This is a genomic window from Thermoanaerobacterium calidifontis (assembly GCF_055381745.1).
Genome location: NZ_AP042436.1, coordinates 14,516 through 33,041, shown reverse-complemented (window position 1 = coordinate 33,041; position 18,526 = coordinate 14,516). Strand labels below are relative to the sequence as shown.

Sequence of the window (18,526 nt, the reverse complement as noted above, 5' to 3'; positions counted from 1 at the left end):
TATTTTTTTATAAGCTTTCTATTTCCTTTATCAAATTGGCCATCTCAATTGCCGTAACAGCCGCTTCAAACCCTTTATTGCCTGACTTTGTTCCAGCCCTCATGATTGCCTGTTCAACTGTATCCGTCGTAAGGACTCCAAATATTACAGGCACATCATAATCTACCGATATTTTTGCTACTCCTTTTGATACTTCATTTGCAACATAATCAAAATGCGGTGTATCGCCTCTTATTACAGCACCCAGCGCGATAATTGCATCGTATTTTTTTGATGTGGCCATCTTCTTTGATATAAGGGGTATTTCAAATGCGCCTGGCGTCCAAGCAATGTCAATGCTTTCATCATCTACACCATGTCTTCTTAAAGCATCCAAAGCACCATCCAAAAGTTTATTTGTTATAAATTCATTAAATCTGCTTACAACAATGCCTACTTTTAAGCCATTTCCAATGAGTTTTCCTTCATACTTTTTCAATACAATCTCTCCTTTGCTTATTTTTAAAATGAAGTAAATATGTGGTCAAATTTTTCTTTTTTTGTTTTAAGATATCTTTCATTGTGTCTATTGATTGAAACCTCTATAGGAACTCTTTCTACAATTTCAAGGCCATAACCTGAAATACCAACCAGTTTTTTGGGATTATTTGTCATTATCCTGAGTTTTTTAAGCCCAAGGTCCTTCAAAATCTGAGCTCCAATCCCATACTCTCTCATATCATCCGGAAAACCTAATCTGATGTTGGCATCTACCGTGTCAAGTCCCTCATCCTGCAAATGATATGCTTTAATCTTGTTTAAAAGTCCTATTCCTCTGCCTTCTTGTCTTAGATACAATAGTACACCTCCTTCTTTTCCAATCTTCTCCATCGATGTATGAAGCTGATCGCCACAATCACATCTTAATGAACCCATAATGTCGCCTGTCAAACATTCTGAATGAACCCTGACTAATGTAGGACTATCAGATAAATAACCTTTCACCAACGCAACGTGTTCTTTACCTGTTAAGATTTCTTCATAACCTATTATCGTAAAATCTCCATACTTTGTGGGCAAATATGCTTCTGCCACTCTTTTCACCAGTTTTTCATTTTTTCTTCTATATTCTATGAGATCAGCGATAGATATTATTTTTAAATTAAATTTTTTTGAAAATTCAATTAGCTCTGGAAGCCTAGCCATTTTCCCATCATCTTTTATTATTTCGCAGATTACACCAGCACTTTTAAGACCTGCAAGCCTTGCTAAATCACACGCTGCTTCCGTATGTCCCGCTCTTACTAATACTCCTCCTTCTTTCGCTTCCAATGGAAATACATGTCCTGGCTTTGTAAAGTCATCCGGCATCGATTCATCATCTATAAGCATTTTTATAGTAAGTGCTCTTTCATAAGCAGAAATTCCAGTTTTACAGTTTTTATGATCTACAGATACTGTAAAAGCAGTTTCTTTTTTATCGGTATTATCAAACACCATCTTGCCAATGTTTAATTTTTTAAGCCTCTCCCCCATCATAGGAACACATACCAATCCACGGCCGTACTTTATCATAAAGTTCACATGGTCACTTGTCACTTTTTCCGCAGCCATAACTAAATCCCCTTCATTCTCTCTATCTTCATCATCGACTACAATGACCATTTTTCCATTTTTTATATCTTCTATTGCGCTTTCAATAGTATCAAACATTTATGAACATCTCCTTATAAATAATTTTCTATTAAAAATTCATCAACGTTTTTCTTCGCTAAAAGCCTTTCTGCATACTTTGAAAGTATGTCAACTTCAATATTTACGGTATCTCCGATTCTTTTTATATTTAAAGTTGTATTGTTCTCTGTATGGGGTATAATTGACACTGTAAAGTATGAAGCTGATGATTCTACCACTGTCAAACTTATTCCATCCACAGCAATACTTCCTTTATCAGCCACATATTTTGAATATCTTTCATCAATTTTAATTTTAAATGTCGTCGTACTGTTTATTTTGTTTTTATCAATTATTGTACCAACAGTATCTACATGTCCCGTCACAATGTGTCCATTTAGCCTACCTGATATGCTTAATGCCCTTTCTAAATTGACAATGCTTCCTATCTTTAAACTTCCTAAATTGCTTGTTTTAAGTGTTTCATACATTATATCTGATGTAAATAAATCTTTACCTATATTTGTAACCGTTAAGCATACTCCATTTACAGCTATGCTATCTCCAATTCTTACACCATCTAAGACTTTTTTGCACTCTACTGCTATTTTGGTAATATTTCCTCTTTGAATCATTTTGACCTTTCCAACTTCTTCTATAATTCCTGTAAACATCTTAACACCTACTTTTTTATATAACCTTCTATAAGTATGTCATCGTCAAATTTTTTTATATCTATCTTTTCAATCATTATTGCATCTTTAATCAAAGCAATGCCATCACCTTCCACAGGCGTTAATGAATTGCTTCCACCTATTATTTTTGGAGCAATATAAAACATAACTTTGTCTACTATTCCTTCTTTTAAAGCAGAATAGTTGAGAGTTCCTCCACCTTCTATGAGAATACTATCTATCCCTCTTTCCCCTAACGTATAGATCAATTTCTTTAGATGGACTTTATTATCTTTTTTTTCGATTGTAACAACATCAACACCCAAATCATTCAAAGCTTTCACCTTATCATGTGGCATCATATCTGTTGTAGCTATTAATGTCTTAGCAGATTTATCAATGATGACATTTGCATCTAATGGAATCCTGCCGTGACTATCCACAATAACTCTTAAAGGGTTTTTATATCCTTGCAATCTAACAGTAAGATGTGGATTATCTTTTATAACTGTATTAATACCTACCATTATTGCCATAACGCTGCCTCTAACTTTATGGACATGCTCCCTTGATTTTTCATTTGTTATCCACTTAGAATCGCCTGTAAAAGTCGATATCTTTCCATCAATTGTTATGGCGGATTTTAATATTACATAAGGTTCTCTACTTATGATGTACTTTATAAATACTTCATTCAATTTCTCTGCTTCATCTTTTAACAATCCAGTATAAACATTTAAACCAGCTTCTTCAAGCTTTTTAATTCCTTTTCCTGCTACAAGTTCATTTGGATCCTCCATAGCGATAAAAACATTTTTTATGCCTGATTTTATGACAGCATCGACACAAGGTGGTGTTTTTCCATGATGGCAACACGGTTCCAATGTCACATAAAGCGTGGCTCCATTTACATCTTCTTTAGCATTTTTTAATGCATTTATTTCCGCATGTGGTCCTCCATAGTATTCATGATAGCCTTCACCTATAATTTTGCCATTTTTAACAATTACAGCTCCTACTAAAGGATTTGGGTTTGTGTGTCCTACACCAAGTTTAGCAAGCTTTAATGCCCTTTTCATGTATTTCTCCATAAATCACCTCAAAAAATTAGCCCTGAAGCATGTAATACTTCAGGGCATAATGACAATTGCCATTTCACCTTCTTTCATCCAGACTATACTGTCGGCTCTGGAATCTAACCAGATCTGCCATAAGGCTCGCGGGCTTTACCGCCGGTATGGAATTTCACCAATCCCTGAAGGTTTAATCTTATTTAGTTTCTATAATTATAACATTAATTTTATAAAAATGCTAGTCTATCATCTCTTCAATGGTTCCTCCAGCAGGAATAAATGGCAGAACCATCTCATCTTTGTCTATGATACACTCTAAAACATAAGGCTTGTTGTTTGACAATGCTTCACTAAAAGCATCTGTAAATTCTTCTTTCGTGTAAATTCTTCTTCCGGTTACCCCAAAAGCTTCGGCGACTTTTGAAAAATTGAGATTCGGGTTTAAATCTGTCTGAGAAAATCTTTTGTCGTAAAGGAGATTTTGCCATTGTCTAACCATGCCAAGTGTCTGATTGTTGAGGATTATCGTTATAACAGGTATGTTGTACACCGACATCGTTTCAAGGGCATGAATATTCATCCTTATGCTGCCGTCACCTGCAATATTCACCACTCTTTTGTCATCTCTCCCTACTTGTGCACCTATTGATGCAGGAAGTCCAAAGCCCATGGTACCTAATCCACCGGATGTGACAAATGTCCTTGGCTCTTTGAATTTATAGTATTGAGCCGCCCACATCTGGTTTTGCCCTACTTCTGTCGCTACTACAAGATTGTCTCCTCCAAGCTCTTGAACCCTTTCTACTATCCACTGTGGCTTCAATTTCCCATCATCTTTATATTTAAAGGACGTTTTGTCTTTTATCGATATAAGTTCATTAATCCATTCCCTATTGTCTTTTTCTTTTATCATTCCATTTAAAAGAGACAAGACTTCTTTGATATCTCCTACTAATGGCACATCAACATCGATATTTTTGCCGATTTCCGCAGGATCGATATCGATGTGAATGACTTTTGCATTTGGCGCCAGACCACCTGCTTTACCGGCGACTCTGTCGCTAAACCTTGACCCTACTGCAATCACCAAATCTGATTTATAAACGGCCGTATTGGCATATCTGCTTCCATGCATTCCAATAAGCCCTAATGACAACTCATCATCTTCTGGAAAGCATCCAAGGCCCATAAGCGAAGTAGCTACAGGTATCATGTGCTTTTTAGCAAAATCGTACAAATTCTTCGATGCTTCGCTCCATATTACTCCACCACCGGCAAAAATAACTGGTCTTTTGCTTGATGAGATTAACTGGGCTGCCTTTACTAAATCTGCTTCTAACACTTGATGCTTCTTTACTTCAACATAAAAATCCTTTCGCTTGACGAAGTTTATATCTGCAGTCTGAATGTCCTTTGGTATGTCTACAAGAACAGGGCCTGGTCTTCCATCTTTCGCTATAAAAAAGGCTTCTCTCAAAGTGTCCGCTAATTTATCAGGTGATTTCACAATAAAATTGTGCTTTGTCACAGGCATCGTGATTCCTGCAATATCCACTTCTTGAAAAGAGTCCTTTCCTATAAGGCTTGTAGCAACTTGCCCTGTTATAGCAACTATTGGCACAGAGTCCATGTAGGCATTGGCTATTCCTGTGACTAAATTGGTAGCACCAGGTCCTGATGTAGCAAAGCACACGCCAACTTTTCCAGTCACTCTTGCGTATCCATCTGCCATGTGGGCAGCCATCTGTTCATGCGTTGCAAGGATATGCCGCAAGTCAGAATCGTACAAAGCATCGTAAAGAGGTATGACGGCACCGCCAGGAATGCCAAAAACGACTTCTACTCCTTGCTCTTTTAATACTTCTATGACAACCTGCGAACCTTTTATGATCACGATATGCGCCTCCTTTCATGGAATTTAAGCTTTGTCAATCATTTTTTAAAACCGCACCAGTATTTGCAGATGTGACTAATCTGGCGTACCTTGCCATGTAACCTGTCTTAATGTGAGGCTCCGGCCTTCTAAAGTTTTTTCTTCTTTCTTCCATTTCTTCATCGTCTATCTTTAAGTTAAGCTTTCTTCCCGGTATGTCTATTTCAATGATATCCCCATCTTTTATCAAAGCGATTTCTCCACCTTCCATCGCTTCAGGCGACACATGACCTATGCAAGCTCCTCTTGTGGCGCCAGAAAATCTTCCATCTGTAATAAGCGCTACATCCTTATCAAGTCCCATGCCTGCCAGTGCTGATGTAGGGCTTAACATCTCCCTCATGCCAGGACCGCCTTTTGGCCCTTCATACCTTATTACAACGACATCGCCTTTTTGTATCTTGCCATCATAAATGGCTTTTATGGCTTCATCTTCTGAATCAAAGACTCTTGCAGGACCAGAATGGCGAAGCATCTCTTTAGCTACTGCAGACGCCTTTACTACAGAACCGTCTTTCGCAATATTTCCGTACAAAATCGCCAAGCCACCTGTATTGCTGTAGGGATCTTCTACTGAGTGTATTACATCATGATTTTTTATCCGCGCATCTTTGAAATTTTCACCGATCGTATCGCATGTGACTGTAATGCAATCTGTATTTAAGACTCCTAATTTTGACAGTTCTTTCAATACTGCCTGTATGCCACCTGCATGGTAGAGATCTTCTATATGATACTTTCCTGCAGGGCTTAATTTGCACAGGTTTGGAACCTTCTCATTGATTTCATTTATCTTTTCGAGAGGTATATGGACTCCAGCTTCGTGTGCAATAGCCTTTAAATGGAGAACTGTATTTGTAGAGCCTCCCAAAGCCATGTCTAAGCAAAAGGCATTTATAAAAGCATCTTCTGTCAAAATATCCCTTGCCTTAATATCCTTTTCTACAAGCTCCACTATCTTCATTCCTGCTTTTTTAGCAAGCCTTATCCTTTCTGAGTAAACAGCAGGTATCGTGCCGTTACCAGGAAGTCCTATGCCAAGCCCTTCTGTAAGGCAATTCATCGTATTTGCGGTAAACATTCCTGAACATGAACCACACGTAGGACAAGCAGACATCTCCATCGCCTTTAACTCGTCCTCACTTATCTTGCCTGCCTTCAATGCGCCTACCGCCTCAAACATGGAGCTTAAATCGCATGCTTCTCCTTCGTAACTTCCAGCCAGCATCGGGCCTCCGCTTATTACGATAGCTGGTATGTTTAGCCTTGCGGCCGCCATAAGCATACCTGGAACTATCTTGTCGCAGTTTGGTATAAGCACAAGTCCGTCAAGGCCATGGGCCATAGCCATCGTCTCAACGCTGTCGGCTATCAATTCCCTTGAAGCAAGAGAATACTTCATCCCTTTGTGATTCATGGCTATTCCATCACAGACACCTATTGTGGAAAATTCTAAAGGAGTGCCGCCAGCAAGCCTTACACCAGCTTTTACTGCTTCTGCAATCTTGTCAAGATTTATGTGTCCAGGAATTATGTCGTTTTTTGAATTAGCTATGCCTATTAAAGGCCTATTTATCTCATCATCTGTAAGCCCTAAAGCGTACAAAAGTGACCTGTGGGGCGCTTTTTCCACTCCTTTTTTTACGCTATCGCTTATCATAAAATCACCTCTTTAAATACTTTACAACCATGTCGCCCATCTCTTCGGTGTTTAAAATAGTGCCTTTTCCTAAATCAGGAGTCCTGTAGCCATCCTCCAATAGGTCGTTTACCGCCTTTCTTATGTCATTTGCGGCATCAACCATGTCAAAGGAATACTCCAGCATCATTGCGACAGATAGTATTGTAGCTAAAGGATTAGCTTTCTTCGTGCCAGCAATATCAGGAGCCGAACCGTGTACAGGTTCGTAAAGCCCAACTTTGTCACCTCTCAAGCTGGCTGATGGCAACATTCCTATTGATCCAGTAAGCTGTGATGCTTCATCAGACAATATGTCTCCAAACATATTTGATGTAAGTATCACGTCAAACTGTGATGGATCTTTTATAAGCTGCATAGAGCAATTGTCAACATACTGATGGTTTAATTCTACATCTGGGTATTCTTTACTCACTTCATTGACGACTTTTCTCCATAATCTTGATGAATCCAAAATATTGGCCTTATCAACCGATGTGACTTTTTTCTTGCGGTTTCTCGCCGCTTTAAACGCTATATGGGCAATCCTCTCTATTTCCATGGTGGTATACGATTCTGTATCATATGCCTTATACCCGTAATCAATCTTTTCCGTTCCTCTATCGCCAAAATATATGCCACCTGTCAATTCCCTTACAACAAGTACATCTAACCCATCCTTTAAAATTTCGTCTTTCAAAGGAGATGCACTTCTTAAAGAATTAAAGAGAGTGGCAGGCCTTAAATTGGCATACACGCCAAGGCTTTTTCTCAACGATAAAAGACCTGCCTCAGGCCTCTTATCGCCATCCAGATCATCCCACTTAGGCCCACCAACAGCCCCTAACAAAACTGCATCGCTTTTAAGGCACGCTTCTTCTGTTTCCTTAGGGTACGGCGTTCCAAACTCATCAATGGCACAGCCGCCAAACAGATACTTCTTTACTTCAAATTGGATGTTGTATTTTTCTGAAACAGCATCTAATACTTTAAGTGCTTCCTCCATTACTTCTTTTCCTATTCCATCCCCTGGTAATACAGCTATCTTGTACATCTATACCACCTTTTCCTTCACGTAGTTTACAAGGCCGCCACATTCGATTATCTTCTTTATAAACTCAGGAAATGGCTGCGATTTAAACTCGATGCCTTTTGTTATGTCTTTTATGACACCTGTCTCAAAATCGACTGAAACAATATCATCGTCTTCTATCGAAGATGCCGCATCAGGACATTCCAATATAGGCAATCCTATATTTATGGCATTTCTGTAAAATATTCTGGCAAACGACTTTGCGATGACACACGATATGCCAGACTCCTTTATGGCTATAGGAGCATGTTCTCTTGATGAACCGCAGCCAAAATTGTCTCCTGCAACCATTATATCTCCCGATTTGACTCTATCTTTAAAGCTCTTATCTAAATCTTCCATGCAATGGGCAGCAAGTTCTTTTGGATCAGATGTATTTAAAAACCTTGCAGGTATTATTACATCCGTATCCACATTATCGCCGTACTTTATTGCCTTTCCTTCCAATTAAGCCACCTCCTCAGGACTTGCTATATAGCCTTTTATGGCTGATGCCGCTGCTACAGCAGGACTTGCCAAGTACACTTCGCTTTCTGTGTGACCCATCCTGCCAACAAAGTTTCTGTTTGTAGTGGATATTGCCCTTTCACCTTTTGCAAGTATCCCCATGTGACCGCCTAAACAAGGGCCGCATGTAGGCGTAGATACAGCAGCACCTGCCTTTATGAATTCTTCTATATAGCCTCTTCTTACACATTCCAAGTATATGTCTTGTGTAGCTGGGAATATTATCAACCTTACATCTGGATGAACCTTCTTGCCTTTTAAAATTTCATACGTCACTTCCATATCTTGTAGACGGCCATTTGTACAAGAACCTATTACAACTTGATCTATCTTTACATTTCCAACATCATCTATGGACTTTGTGTTTTCAGGCAAGTGAGGAAATGCCACTTGCGGCTTTATCGTTGATAAGTCTATATCGTATGTCTTTACGTATTCTGCATCATCATCAGCTTTAAACACTTTGTAATTTCTCTTTGCTCTCCCCAAAACATATGCTTCGGTAATTTCGTCGTAATCGAAAATACCATTTTTAGCCCCTGCTTCTATAGCCATATTTGCAATTGTAAACCTGTCATCAATCGACAAAGACGAGATGTCGCCAGTAAATTCCATCGACTTATAAAGTGCGCCATCTACACCTATCATGCCGATGATGTACAGTATGACGTCTTTTCCGCTTACCCATTTATTAAGCTTTCCTTTAAGATTAAACTTTATGGCTTCGGGAACCTTAAACCAAGCCTTGCCTGTAGCCATGGCACAGGCCATATCAGTGCTTCCTATTCCTGTAGAGAAACACGTTATTGCACCGTACGTGCATGTATGAGAATCTGCACCTATTACCACATCTCCTGGCAATACTAAGCCTTTTTCCGGCAAAAGGGCATGTTCTATCCCCATTTGCCCTACTTCAAAGAAGTTTACGATGCCGTATTCTCTGGCAAATTTCCTTACGATATTTACTTGTTCTGCAGACTTTATGTCTTTGTTTGGGACAAAATGGTCAGGCACTAATGCAATTTTCTCTTTGTCGAATACTTCCTTTACACCTATCTTTAAAAACTCTTTTATGGCAACAGGCGATGTGACATCATTGCCTAACACCATGTCAACGTCTATCTCTATAAGATCTCCAGGTTTAACTTCATATCCGGCTTTATTAGCTAAAATTTTTTGTGTAAGTGTTAACCCCAAAGCTCTCCCTCCTTAAAACTCTTACTGTTTAAAATTACATCTTCTACGATTTCTCTTATATCTTCATCATCTACAACTTTTTTATTGTCAGCTACGTCTTTAAATCTCTTAAAAGCGATATTTATCTCATCTCGCGAAAGATTGAATCCCATGTTTTTTAACTTCAATTCAAAGGCATTTCTGCCGGATAATTTGCCCATAGATATATGATCAGTCGTTATGCCTATATCTTCTGGCTTCATTATCTCGTAGGTAGCTTTATTGTTTATGACACCGTGTTGATGGATTCCAGCAGTATGCCTAAAAGCGTTAAATCCAACAATGGCTTTGTTTGGTTGAAGTTCTATCCCTGCCATCTCACTTACCAGCTTGCATGTGCTGTAAATTTCCTTTGTGTTTATGCCATGGATTACATTAAAATAATCCTTTCTTGTATTTATGGCCATGATGACTTCTTCTAAAGCAGCATTTCCAGCTCTTTCCCCTATTCCACATACAGTAACTTCCACTTGATCCGCACCGCTTTCAACTGCTGAAAGTGAGTTTACCACAGCCATGCCAAGGTCGTTGTGGCAGTGGACGCTTATCGTCACATTTTCTCTGTCGTGAATGTTATCTTTTACGTACTCTACCAATCTGCCAAATTCTTTTGGAACGGCATATCCTACCGTATCAGGTATATTTATTATCTTAGCTCCAGCATCAATGACTTCGTTAAACACTTTGACCAAGAAATCCCAATCAGTCCTTGATGCATCTTCAGCAGAAAATTGAATTTCATCAAATTTACCTAAAGCATATTTCACACTGTCAACTGCCATTTTTAAAGCTTCATCTCTGGATATTTTTAACTTGTATTTTAAATGAATATCAGATGTGGCAATAAAAAGATGTATCCTGGACTTTTTCGCATTTTTTAATGCTTCATATGTTCTATCTATATCGCTTTTCACACATCTTGACAATCCTGCGACAGTGACGCCATCTAAATTCTCCCCTACATACTTTACAGCTTCAAAATCACCGTTTGATGCAGCAGGAAAGCCGGCTTCTATTACGTCAACTCCAAGTGAAACAAGCTTATTTGCTATCTTATATTTAGTTTCCTTGTCGAAATTGACGCCTGGCGTCTGCTCACCATCTCTCAATGTCGTATCAAAAACAATGACTTTTCTATCCCCCATAAACAAGCCCCCTCTTTACTTCTTTTTAAGCCATGACATCATTCCACGGAGCTCTTTTCCTACCTTCTCAAGCTTTTGATTTGCTTCTCTCTCTCTTATGGCATTAAACTGCGGTCTTCCTACAGCATTTTCCAAAAGCCATTTCTTTGCAAATTCTCCTGTCTGGATTTCCTTCAAAACTTGTTTCATTTCATTTCTCGTATCTTCCGTTATTATCCTTTTGCCTGTCATATAATCACCGTACTCTGCTGTATCAGAGATGGAATACCTCATGTTGGCAAAGCCGCCTTCATATATCAAATCCACTATAAGCTTCATCTCGTGTATACACTCAAAATATGCTATTTCAGGCTGATAACCGGCTTCTACCAAAGTTTCAAAACCTGCTTTCATAAGCTCTGTAACACCGCCGCACAAAACTGCTTGTTCACCAAAAAGATCCGTCTCTGTCTCCTCTTTAAAAGTAGTCTCTAAGACACCTGCTCTTGTGCCTCCAATTCCCTTTGCATAAGCCAATGCTGTCTCAAAAGCTTTTCCAGTGTAATTTTGATGAACCGCAACCAAATCAGGAACGCCTTTTCCTTCTGTAAAAACCCTTCTTACCAAATGTCCAGGCCCTTTTGGCGCTACCATGAATACATCAACGTACTCTGGCGGCACAATCTGATGGAAGTGTATATTGAAACCATGGGCAAAAACCAAAGCATTTCCAGGTTTTAAGTGCTTTTCTATGCTTTCTTTGTAAACTTTTGATTGCTTTTCATCAGGTATTAAAATCATTATTATGTCTGCTGATTCACATGCATCATCTACGTTTAACACCGTAAGTCCATCCTGCTTTGCTCTTTCAGCAGATTTACTTCCCTCATATAGACCTACCACAACATCTAAACCAGAATCTTTTAAATTAAGAGCATGTGCATGTCCCTGACTGCCGTACCCAATTATCGCAATTTTCTTTCCTTTCAAAAGGTTTAAATCTGCATCTTCATCATAATACATTCTTGCCATTTACAATTCCTCCTCATATTCTTTTAAAATTCTATTTCCTCTTTCTAAAGTTATAAGACCTGTTCTTGTAAGTTCTCTGACTTGAAACTGTTTGATGAGTTTTATAAATGCCTCTACTTTTTCAGTGTCTCCAGTCATTTCAATGATGATAGAATCCAGTGAAATATCAATGACTTTGCCTCTAAAAGTATCTACGATATGCATGATGTCATCTCTCGTGCTGGAATTGATCTCGACTTTCACCAGTACAAGCTCCCTTGATACATTAGGGAATTTACCTACATCTTGTACTTTAATGACATCATACAGTTTGCTAAGCTGTCTTATTATTTGTGTTATCACATAATCGTCACCATCGACTGTTAAGGTAATGCGAGATTGATCGTTTTGTTCTGTGGTGCCTACAGCCAAGCTTTCAATGTTGTAGCCTCTTCTTGAGAAAAGACCTACAACTCGCGACAATACACCAGAATGATTGTTTACCAAGACAGATATTGTGTGTATGATAATATCACCCCTTTCACATATTAAAAAATCCCCGCCCCATATTCAGGGCGAGGATCATCTCGCGGTACCACCTGATTTCGCATTTACCTCACGGCAAATGCCTCAGCAAGTAATCATACTTTACCTTTAACGCAGGTCTTACGGTTAAGCCTACTAAAACTTCAACTTAACTACTCCGGAGCGATCTAATATATGTACTCGCACCGGTTTGCAGCAACCACCGGCTCTCTTTAGCTTATACATATACCCCTCTCCATCATCGCTTTTATTGAGATGAAATATCTTAAGGTGAAATTAATAGTTATTCTATCAGCATATTGAAAATAAGTCAACTTAATTTTTTGTAAATTCTAAATAAATCATCGTTTACATTTATTAAAAAATTTTAATTTTTTAAGCAAAAAAATACTTTTTTTATCAGTATCATCATAGTATGAATCAACATATATTTTTAAAGAGGTGAATTTTAATGGTAAGCAAAAAAGAGCTTATATCAAATTTGAATACCGACTTAACTAAGGAATACGCCGCAATGGTGCAGTACATCCAGCACTCCAGCATGCTGCATGGAGCGGAATACGTAGAAGTCATCGACAAGATATTAGAACACGCAAAAGATGAACACGATCATGCGGTAATATTGACAGACATTATACAATACCTTGGTGGTATCCCCACAGTGGAAGTTTACCCAAGGCAAACTTCTCTTGACAATAGAGAAATGCTTTATCAAGATTTAAACTACGAGTACGACGCACTGAATGGGTACAATCAGAGAATAGCTCAAGCAGAAAATTTAGGGCTTTTCGATGTAGGACAAAAGCTTAGAAATATAGCTTTAGAAGAAGAAAATCACATAATAGATCTTGAAAAAGCATTAGGTATACTAAAAATAGATCCATAAAAAAACCCCTCCAAAATGGAGGGGTTTTTTTATTTCTTAGCATCTTTCAATGCTTGATTTGCCAACTCTACAAACGTCTTTGACGACTCTGTAGCACCTGCCACAGTATCAACTTTTGACGTATCTTGACTATCTACCAATTCTTGCTGAAGTTTTTCATCTACTTCTTTTGGCGTTATGTTGTTTTTAGCTTTCATCTTTGATGCGTAGTCGGCATCGTCTCTTTTGAACTTGCCGTTTTTGTCTACTTCATTGTACACAACGCTTGAAATCTTGCCGTCTTTTACGGTGATCTCAATCTGTCCTTTGTATCCGTGTGCATCGAATGATGCTTGCTCTGCCTTGTAAGTCCCATCCTTATACGCACCAGATGTGTTTGAAGACGTATTGGAGTTATTTGAACCACAACCAACTAAGCTTACTGCAATAAATGCCGTCGTAAGCCCAATAGCTAATGATTTTTTCATGGTAACCTCTCCTTTTAGAAAAATTTTTAACAATTCGCCTCTTAATATATATTCGACATCTATCTTAAAAATCCTTCTTTTGTTAAAATAAATTTTAACAATTTATTCTTCATCATTTGCAATCCTTGCAGTCGAAACAACTCTATCACCATCATCAAGCTTCATCAGCGTCACACCTGTAGTATCTCTGTGCATCTTTGATATATCAGCCACTTTAGTCCTTATAAGGATACCATTAGCTGATATTATCATGATCTCGTCTTTTTCACTTACAGACATTACAGAAACCAATTTTCCAGTTTTTTTCGTTATTTTTGCAGCTATTATTCCTTTTCCTGCCCTTGTCTGCAATCTGTATTCATCTGCATCGCTTCTCTTTCCGTATCCATTTTCTGTAACAACTAATATATCTCTATCTTTATCAACCAAATCCATTTCAACGACGTAATCATCATCTCTTAGTGTAACTGCTATTACACCTCTTGCCTGTCTACCCATTGGCCTTAGATTGTCCTCATGGAACCTTATGCAGAAGCCGTTTGCTGTACCTATGATTATTTCCCTGTTGCCATCTGTAAGCATGACATTTATAAGCTCATCTCCATCGTCAAGCTTTATGGCTGTATTGCCGCTTTTCTTTATTTTCGGAAAATCTTCGATCTCAGTCTTTTTGATTATGCCATTTTTAGTGCACATAACGACGTATTTAGCATTATGGGATTTTTTTATTGGTATCACAGCATTTACTTTTTCATCTTGATCTATCTGAATGAGGTTTATTATAGCTGTCCCTTTGGCTTGCCTTCCTGATTCAGGTATGTCTATCGTCCTTAAGCTGTACACCTTTCCTTTGTTTGTAAAAAACAAAAGCCTATCATGTGTCGTAGTTGTAAATACATTTTCTACAAAATCATCTTCTCTTGTAGATATGCCGGAAATACCCTTTCCACCACGCTTCTGTGATTTATACGCATCAAGAGGCATCCTCTTTATGTAGCCAAAGTGCGTCATGGTTACAACAGCGTCTTCCAGTTGAACTAAATCTTCAATGTCGACTTCGTCTTCTTTCGCAACAATTTGCGTCTTTCTATCTGATGAATATTTATCTTTTACGTCTTTAAGCTCTTTCTTTATTATGTCCAGCACCTTTTTTTCATCTGACAGTATGCTTTTTAGCTCTTTTATTTTTTTGTAAAGATCGTTTAATTCATCTTCTATCTTCTGTCTTTCTAATCCTGTAAGGCGTCCTAGCCTCATATCAACGATAGCCTGTGCTTGCCTATCGCTAAGCCCAAACTTATCCATCAAATTATTCTTCGCTATAGGCTCTGTTTTTGAGCTTCGTATCACATTTATGACTTCATCAATATGGTCAAGGGCAATCTTCAAGCCTTCTAAAATGTGTGCCCTTTCTTCGGCCTTTTGAAGGTCAAACTTCGTTCTTCTGGTAATAACATCCACCTGGTGATCCACGTACTTTTCAATAATCTGATTTAACGAAAGTATCTTTGGAGCTCCATCCACAAGGGCCAACATGATAGCTCCGAACGTCTGCTGCATCTGTGTATGCATGTACAATTTGTTCAAGACGACCTTTGGGTTTACATCTCTCTTTAATTCTATGACGATTCTCATGCCGTTTCTATCCGATTCATCTCTTAAATCAGAGATGCCTTCTATATGCTTGTCCCTTACAAGCTCCGCTATCTTTTCAACCAACTTTGATTTTATGACCATATAAGGCAATTCTGTGACGACTATGCGATTCCTGCCATTGTGCTCCTCTATCTCTGCCTTTGCCCTTACTATTATCTTCCCTCTGCCTGTCTCGTACGTTTCTCTGATGCCATCTTTTCCAACTATAAGACCACCCGTAGGAAAGTCAGGGCCCTTTATATACCTCATAAGCTCATCTGTAGCAATATACGGATTATCTATATACGCAATTATGCCGTCTATCACTTCGCCTAAATTGTGAGGAGGAATATTAGTAGCCATTCCAACGGCTATTCCTTGTGATCCATTTACCAATAAGTTTGGAAACCTTGATGGAAGAACTACAGGTTCTTTGTAGTTTTCATCGAAGTTTGGCACAAAGTCTACAGTCTCTTTATTTATGTCAGTAAGCATTTCCAAAGCTATCTTTGATAACCTTGCTTCTGTGTACCTCATGGCAGCAGCCGGATCACCGTCGATGCTTCCAAAATTACCATGGCCGTCAACCAATGTCTCTCTCATGGAAAAATCCTGCGCCATCCTAACCATAGCGTCGTAAACTGCCACATCGCCGTGTGGATGGTATTTCCCTAATACTTCACCTACGACAGTTACGCTTTTCTTGTAAGGCTTGTCAGGCGTAAGACCAAGGCCATTCATTGCATAGAGAATTCTCCTGTGAACAGGCTTTAATCCATCTCTCACGTCAGGCAAAGCCCTGCTTACAATGACGCTCATGGCGTAATCTATAAAAGATTTTTTCATCTCATCTTCTACATCTACTGGTATTACTCTCAATTCTTCATTATTTGTGTTATCACTCACTTAAATCACCTGCCTATATATCAAGATTTCTAACGGTTTTAGCATATTTTTCTATAAATTCACGCCTTGGCTCTACTTTGTCCCCCATCAAAATCGTAAATATTTCATCGGCTGCAATAGCATCATCAAGGCTTACTTTCAGCATAGTCCTTTTCTCAGGGTCCATCGTAGTATCCCAAAGCTGCTCCGCATCCATTTCTCCTAAACCTTTGTACCTCTGCACATTGTAATTTTCTCTTCCGATCTCTTTTAAAATATTGTCAAGCTCTTTATCGGAATAGGCGTAGTACACCTTTTTGTTTTTCTCTATCTTGTAAAGTGGTGGCTGTGCAATATATATATTTCCATTTTCTATCAACGGCCTCATAAACCTGTAGAAAAATGTAAGAAGCAATGTCCTTATGTGGCTTCCATCAACATCGGCATCTGTCATTATGACGACTTTATGGTATCTAAGCTTTGAGATATCAAAATCGCTTCCTATTCCAGTGCCTAACGCTGTTATCATAGCCTTTATCTCATCGCTTGATAAAATTCTATCAAGCCTTGCCTTTTCTACATTCAAAATCTTACCTCTAAGGGGAAGTATGGCTTGATACTTGCTGTCTCTTCCCATTTTTGCGGAACCGCCTGCAGAATCACCCTCAACAAGGTAAAGCTCGCACTTTGATGCATCCTTTTCTGAACAATCTGCTAATTTACCGGGAAGCGAAGTAGATTCCAGCGCCGACTTCCTTCTTGTAAGCTCTCTGGCTTTTCTGGCTGCTTCCCTTGCTCTTGCAGCGGATGTAGCCTTTTCAAGAATGACTTTTGAAAGCGAAGGATTTTCCTCCATGAAAGCCGTAAGCTTTTCAGTCACGACAGAATCGACTATTGAGCGCATCTCAGAATTGCCTAATTTCGTCTTCGTCTGTCCCTCAAACTGCGGATTCATGAGTTTAACGCTTATAATCGCCGTAAGCCCTTCCCTTACATCTTCCCCTTGCAAGTTCTTGTCATTTTCTTTTATGATGTTAAACTTTCTTGCGTAGTCATTAATGACTTTCGTCAATGCTGCCTTAAAGCCTATTAAATGAGTGCCGCCTTCTCTTGTATCGATATTGTTTGCAAAGCTAAATATGTTTTCCGTATAGCTGTCATTGTACTGCATCGCAACTTCCACTTCGTACGTATCGCTTTTGCTTTCCATGTAAATCGGCTCTGGGTGCAACACTTCTTTGTTTCTGTTTAGATACTTTACAAACTCAACTATGCCGCCTTCATAGTGAAAAACATCTTCTTTTCCATCTCTCTCATCAACAAGCCTTATTTTTACGCCTTTATTCAAAAACGACAATTCCCTCAGTCTTTGTGAAAGCACGTCATAATCGTATTCCAATGTCTCAAATATTTCCCCGTCTGGAGAAAATGTTATTGTCGTACCGGTTTCATCTGTCTCACCGATTACTGTAAGATCTGTCTTTGGGACCCCTCTTTCATATTTCTGCTGATACACTTTTCCATTTTGCTTGACGATAACTTCAAGCTTTTTTGACAAAGCATTTACTACTGACAGTCCTACACCATGAAGACCACCAGAAACTTTGTACACGTCATTGTTAAACTTACCGCCTGCATGTAACACAGTCAGCGCAACTTCAACACCCGATTTGCCTGTTTGTGGATGTATGTCTGTCGGTATTCCCCTACCATCATCTATTACAGATACAGAATTATCTTTGTGAATAATGACATCTATATTTTTGCAGTACCCTGCCAATGCTTCATCAATGCTATTGTCTACTATCTCATATACAAGATGGTGAAGTCCCCTGCTGCTGGTACTACCTATGTACATGCCAGGACGCTTCCTTACAGCCTCAAGACCCTCTAATATTTGAATTTGACTTGCACCATATGTTTCATCATTTGCCATATACATACCTCCGTACTAAATTCCAATAGTTTTATTGTAACATTTTTTTGTTTTTTATACAAGGAAGCGAATTTAAGCAGATTTTTTCGCATTTTCACTTCTAAAAGGAAATTTTTTATTTTATAAAAAGACTATTTTATAATATACTTAAATATATAGATATGATGTTCATTTTCAAGGTGGTGTTAT

16 protein-coding genes, 1 riboswitch and 1 other annotated feature are annotated in these 18,526 nt (G+C 38.6%); of the genes, 1 reads left to right on the top strand and 15 read right to left on the bottom strand.

What is annotated here, in order from left to right; translation table 11 throughout:
* Positions 1 to 7 precede the first annotated feature (7 nt).
* From ribH to ilvN, 12 genes are all read right to left on the bottom strand, one after another.
* Entirely contained in the window at positions 8 to 478 is a 471-nt protein-coding gene (gene ribH / locus ACZ42G_RS00160; protein ID WP_464850907.1) for a 6,7-dimethyl-8-ribityllumazine synthase, read from the bottom strand.
* A gap of 23 nt (positions 479 to 501) precedes the next feature.
* Positions 502 to 1,692, bottom strand: coding sequence for a bifunctional 3,4-dihydroxy-2-butanone-4-phosphate synthase/GTP cyclohydrolase II (locus tag ACZ42G_RS00155; RefSeq protein WP_464850906.1), 1,191 nt, complete (start codon positions 1,690 to 1,692; stop codon positions 502 to 504).
* A 14-nt stretch (positions 1,693 to 1,706) separates the two neighbouring features.
* Positions 1,707 to 2,327, bottom strand: a complete 621-nt coding sequence (locus ACZ42G_RS00150) for a riboflavin synthase (RefSeq protein ID WP_464850904.1) — start codon at positions 2,325 to 2,327, stop codon at positions 1,707 to 1,709.
* An 8-nt stretch (positions 2,328 to 2,335) separates the two neighbouring features.
* Complete coding sequence (ribD, locus tag ACZ42G_RS00145) at positions 2,336 to 3,418, bottom strand: bifunctional diaminohydroxyphosphoribosylaminopyrimidine deaminase/5-amino-6-(5-phosphoribosylamino)uracil reductase RibD (RefSeq protein ID WP_464850902.1); 1,083 nt, start codon at positions 3,416 to 3,418, stop codon at positions 2,336 to 2,338.
* A 62-nt stretch (positions 3,419 to 3,480) separates the two neighbouring features.
* Positions 3,481 to 3,594: riboswitch (FMN riboswitch) on the bottom strand.
* A 44-nt stretch (positions 3,595 to 3,638) separates the two neighbouring features.
* The gene (ilvB, locus tag ACZ42G_RS00140; protein WP_464850900.1) at positions 3,639 to 5,294 is read right to left on the bottom strand and encodes a biosynthetic-type acetolactate synthase large subunit; all 1,656 of its coding nucleotides are present in this window, start codon (positions 5,292 to 5,294) and stop codon (positions 3,639 to 3,641) included.
* A gap of 34 nt (positions 5,295 to 5,328) precedes the next feature.
* On the bottom strand, positions 5,329 to 6,993 hold the full coding sequence (gene ilvD / locus ACZ42G_RS00135; protein ID WP_464850898.1) for a dihydroxy-acid dehydratase: 1,665 nt from the start codon (positions 6,991 to 6,993) through the stop codon (positions 5,329 to 5,331).
* A 4-nt stretch (positions 6,994 to 6,997) separates the two neighbouring features.
* Positions 6,998 to 8,065, bottom strand: coding sequence for a 3-isopropylmalate dehydrogenase (leuB, locus tag ACZ42G_RS00130; RefSeq protein WP_274893690.1), 1,068 nt, complete (start codon positions 8,063 to 8,065; stop codon positions 6,998 to 7,000).
* Positions 8,066 to 8,551: a 3-isopropylmalate dehydratase small subunit gene (gene leuD / locus ACZ42G_RS00125; protein ID WP_464850896.1), complete on the bottom strand. Its 486-nt coding sequence runs from the start codon at positions 8,549 to 8,551 to the stop codon at positions 8,066 to 8,068.
* Positions 8,552 to 9,808, bottom strand: coding sequence for a 3-isopropylmalate dehydratase large subunit (gene leuC / locus ACZ42G_RS00120; protein ID WP_085113261.1), 1,257 nt, complete (start codon positions 9,806 to 9,808; stop codon positions 8,552 to 8,554).
* Complete coding sequence (locus ACZ42G_RS00115) at positions 9,799 to 10,992, bottom strand: 2-isopropylmalate synthase (RefSeq protein ID WP_085113260.1); 1,194 nt, start codon at positions 10,990 to 10,992, stop codon at positions 9,799 to 9,801. Before ACZ42G_RS00115 ends, leuC begins: the two co-directional genes overlap by 10 nt.
* Positions 10,993 to 11,007: 15 nt before the next feature.
* Positions 11,008 to 12,003 (bottom strand): ketol-acid reductoisomerase, encoded by a 996-nt coding sequence (ilvC, locus tag ACZ42G_RS00110; RefSeq protein ID WP_085113259.1) that lies wholly within the window; start codon positions 12,001 to 12,003, stop codon positions 11,008 to 11,010.
* On the bottom strand, positions 12,004 to 12,507 hold the full coding sequence (gene ilvN / locus ACZ42G_RS00105) for an acetolactate synthase small subunit (RefSeq protein ID WP_041592037.1): 504 nt from the start codon (positions 12,505 to 12,507) through the stop codon (positions 12,004 to 12,006).
* 43 nt (positions 12,508 to 12,550) lie between these two features.
* Positions 12,551 to 12,779, bottom strand: a binding site (T-box leader).
* A 200-nt stretch (positions 12,780 to 12,979) separates the two neighbouring features.
* Between ilvN and ACZ42G_RS00100 the strand changes: the two genes are divergently transcribed.
* Positions 12,980 to 13,414: a ferritin-like domain-containing protein gene (locus ACZ42G_RS00100; RefSeq protein WP_013786839.1), complete on the top strand. Its 435-nt coding sequence runs from the start codon at positions 12,980 to 12,982 to the stop codon at positions 13,412 to 13,414.
* Between the two features lie 29 nt (positions 13,415 to 13,443).
* Here ACZ42G_RS00100 and ACZ42G_RS00095 read toward each other — a convergent pair whose 3' ends face one another.
* The 3 genes from ACZ42G_RS00095 to gyrB form a co-directional block, all read right to left on the bottom strand.
* Positions 13,444 to 13,881: an FMN-binding protein gene (locus ACZ42G_RS00095; protein ID WP_085113258.1), complete on the bottom strand. Its 438-nt coding sequence runs from the start codon at positions 13,879 to 13,881 to the stop codon at positions 13,444 to 13,446.
* Positions 13,882 to 13,983: 102 nt separating this feature from the next.
* A complete protein-coding gene (gene gyrA / locus ACZ42G_RS00090; protein ID WP_464852186.1) occupies positions 13,984 to 16,362 on the bottom strand; it encodes a DNA gyrase subunit A in 2,379 nt (792 codons plus the stop codon).
* A 73-nt stretch (positions 16,363 to 16,435) separates the two neighbouring features.
* Entirely contained in the window at positions 16,436 to 18,337 is a 1,902-nt protein-coding gene (gene gyrB, locus ACZ42G_RS00085) for a DNA topoisomerase (ATP-hydrolyzing) subunit B (protein ID WP_085113256.1), read from the bottom strand.
* Positions 18,338 to 18,526: the final 189 nt, after the last annotated feature.

Coding starts and splice junctions, on each gene's coding strand:
- ACZ42G_RS00155 (WP_464850906.1), bottom strand. CDS start 1,692: ATGTTTGATACTATTGAAAGCGCAATAGAAGATATAAAAAATGGAAAA.
- ACZ42G_RS00150 (WP_464850904.1), bottom strand. CDS start 2,327: ATGTTTACAGGAATTATAGAAGAAGTTGGAAAGGTCAAAATGATTCAA.
- ribD (WP_464850902.1), bottom strand. CDS start 3,418: ATGGAGAAATACATGAAAAGGGCATTAAAGCTTGCTAAACTTGGTGTA.
- ilvD (WP_464850898.1), bottom strand. CDS start 6,993: ATGATAAGCGATAGCGTAAAAAAAGGAGTGGAAAAAGCGCCCCACAGG.
- leuB (WP_274893690.1), bottom strand. CDS start 8,065: ATGTACAAGATAGCTGTATTACCAGGGGATGGAATAGGAAAAGAAGTA.
- ACZ42G_RS00115 (WP_085113260.1), bottom strand. CDS start 10,992: ATGGGGGATAGAAAAGTCATTGTTTTTGATACGACATTGAGAGATGGT.
- ilvC (WP_085113259.1), bottom strand. CDS start 12,003: ATGGCAAGAATGTATTATGATGAAGATGCAGATTTAAACCTTTTGAAA.
- ACZ42G_RS00100 (WP_013786839.1), top strand. CDS start 12,980: ATGGTAAGCAAAAAAGAGCTTATATCAAATTTGAATACCGACTTAACT.
- ACZ42G_RS00095 (WP_085113258.1), bottom strand. CDS start 13,881: ATGAAAAAATCATTAGCTATTGGGCTTACGACGGCATTTATTGCAGTA.
- gyrA (WP_464852186.1), bottom strand. CDS start 16,362: ATGAAAAAATCTTTTATAGATTACGCCATGAGCGTCATTGTAAGCAGG.
- gyrB (WP_085113256.1), bottom strand. CDS start 18,337: ATGGCAAATGATGAAACATATGGTGCAAGTCAAATTCAAATATTAGAG.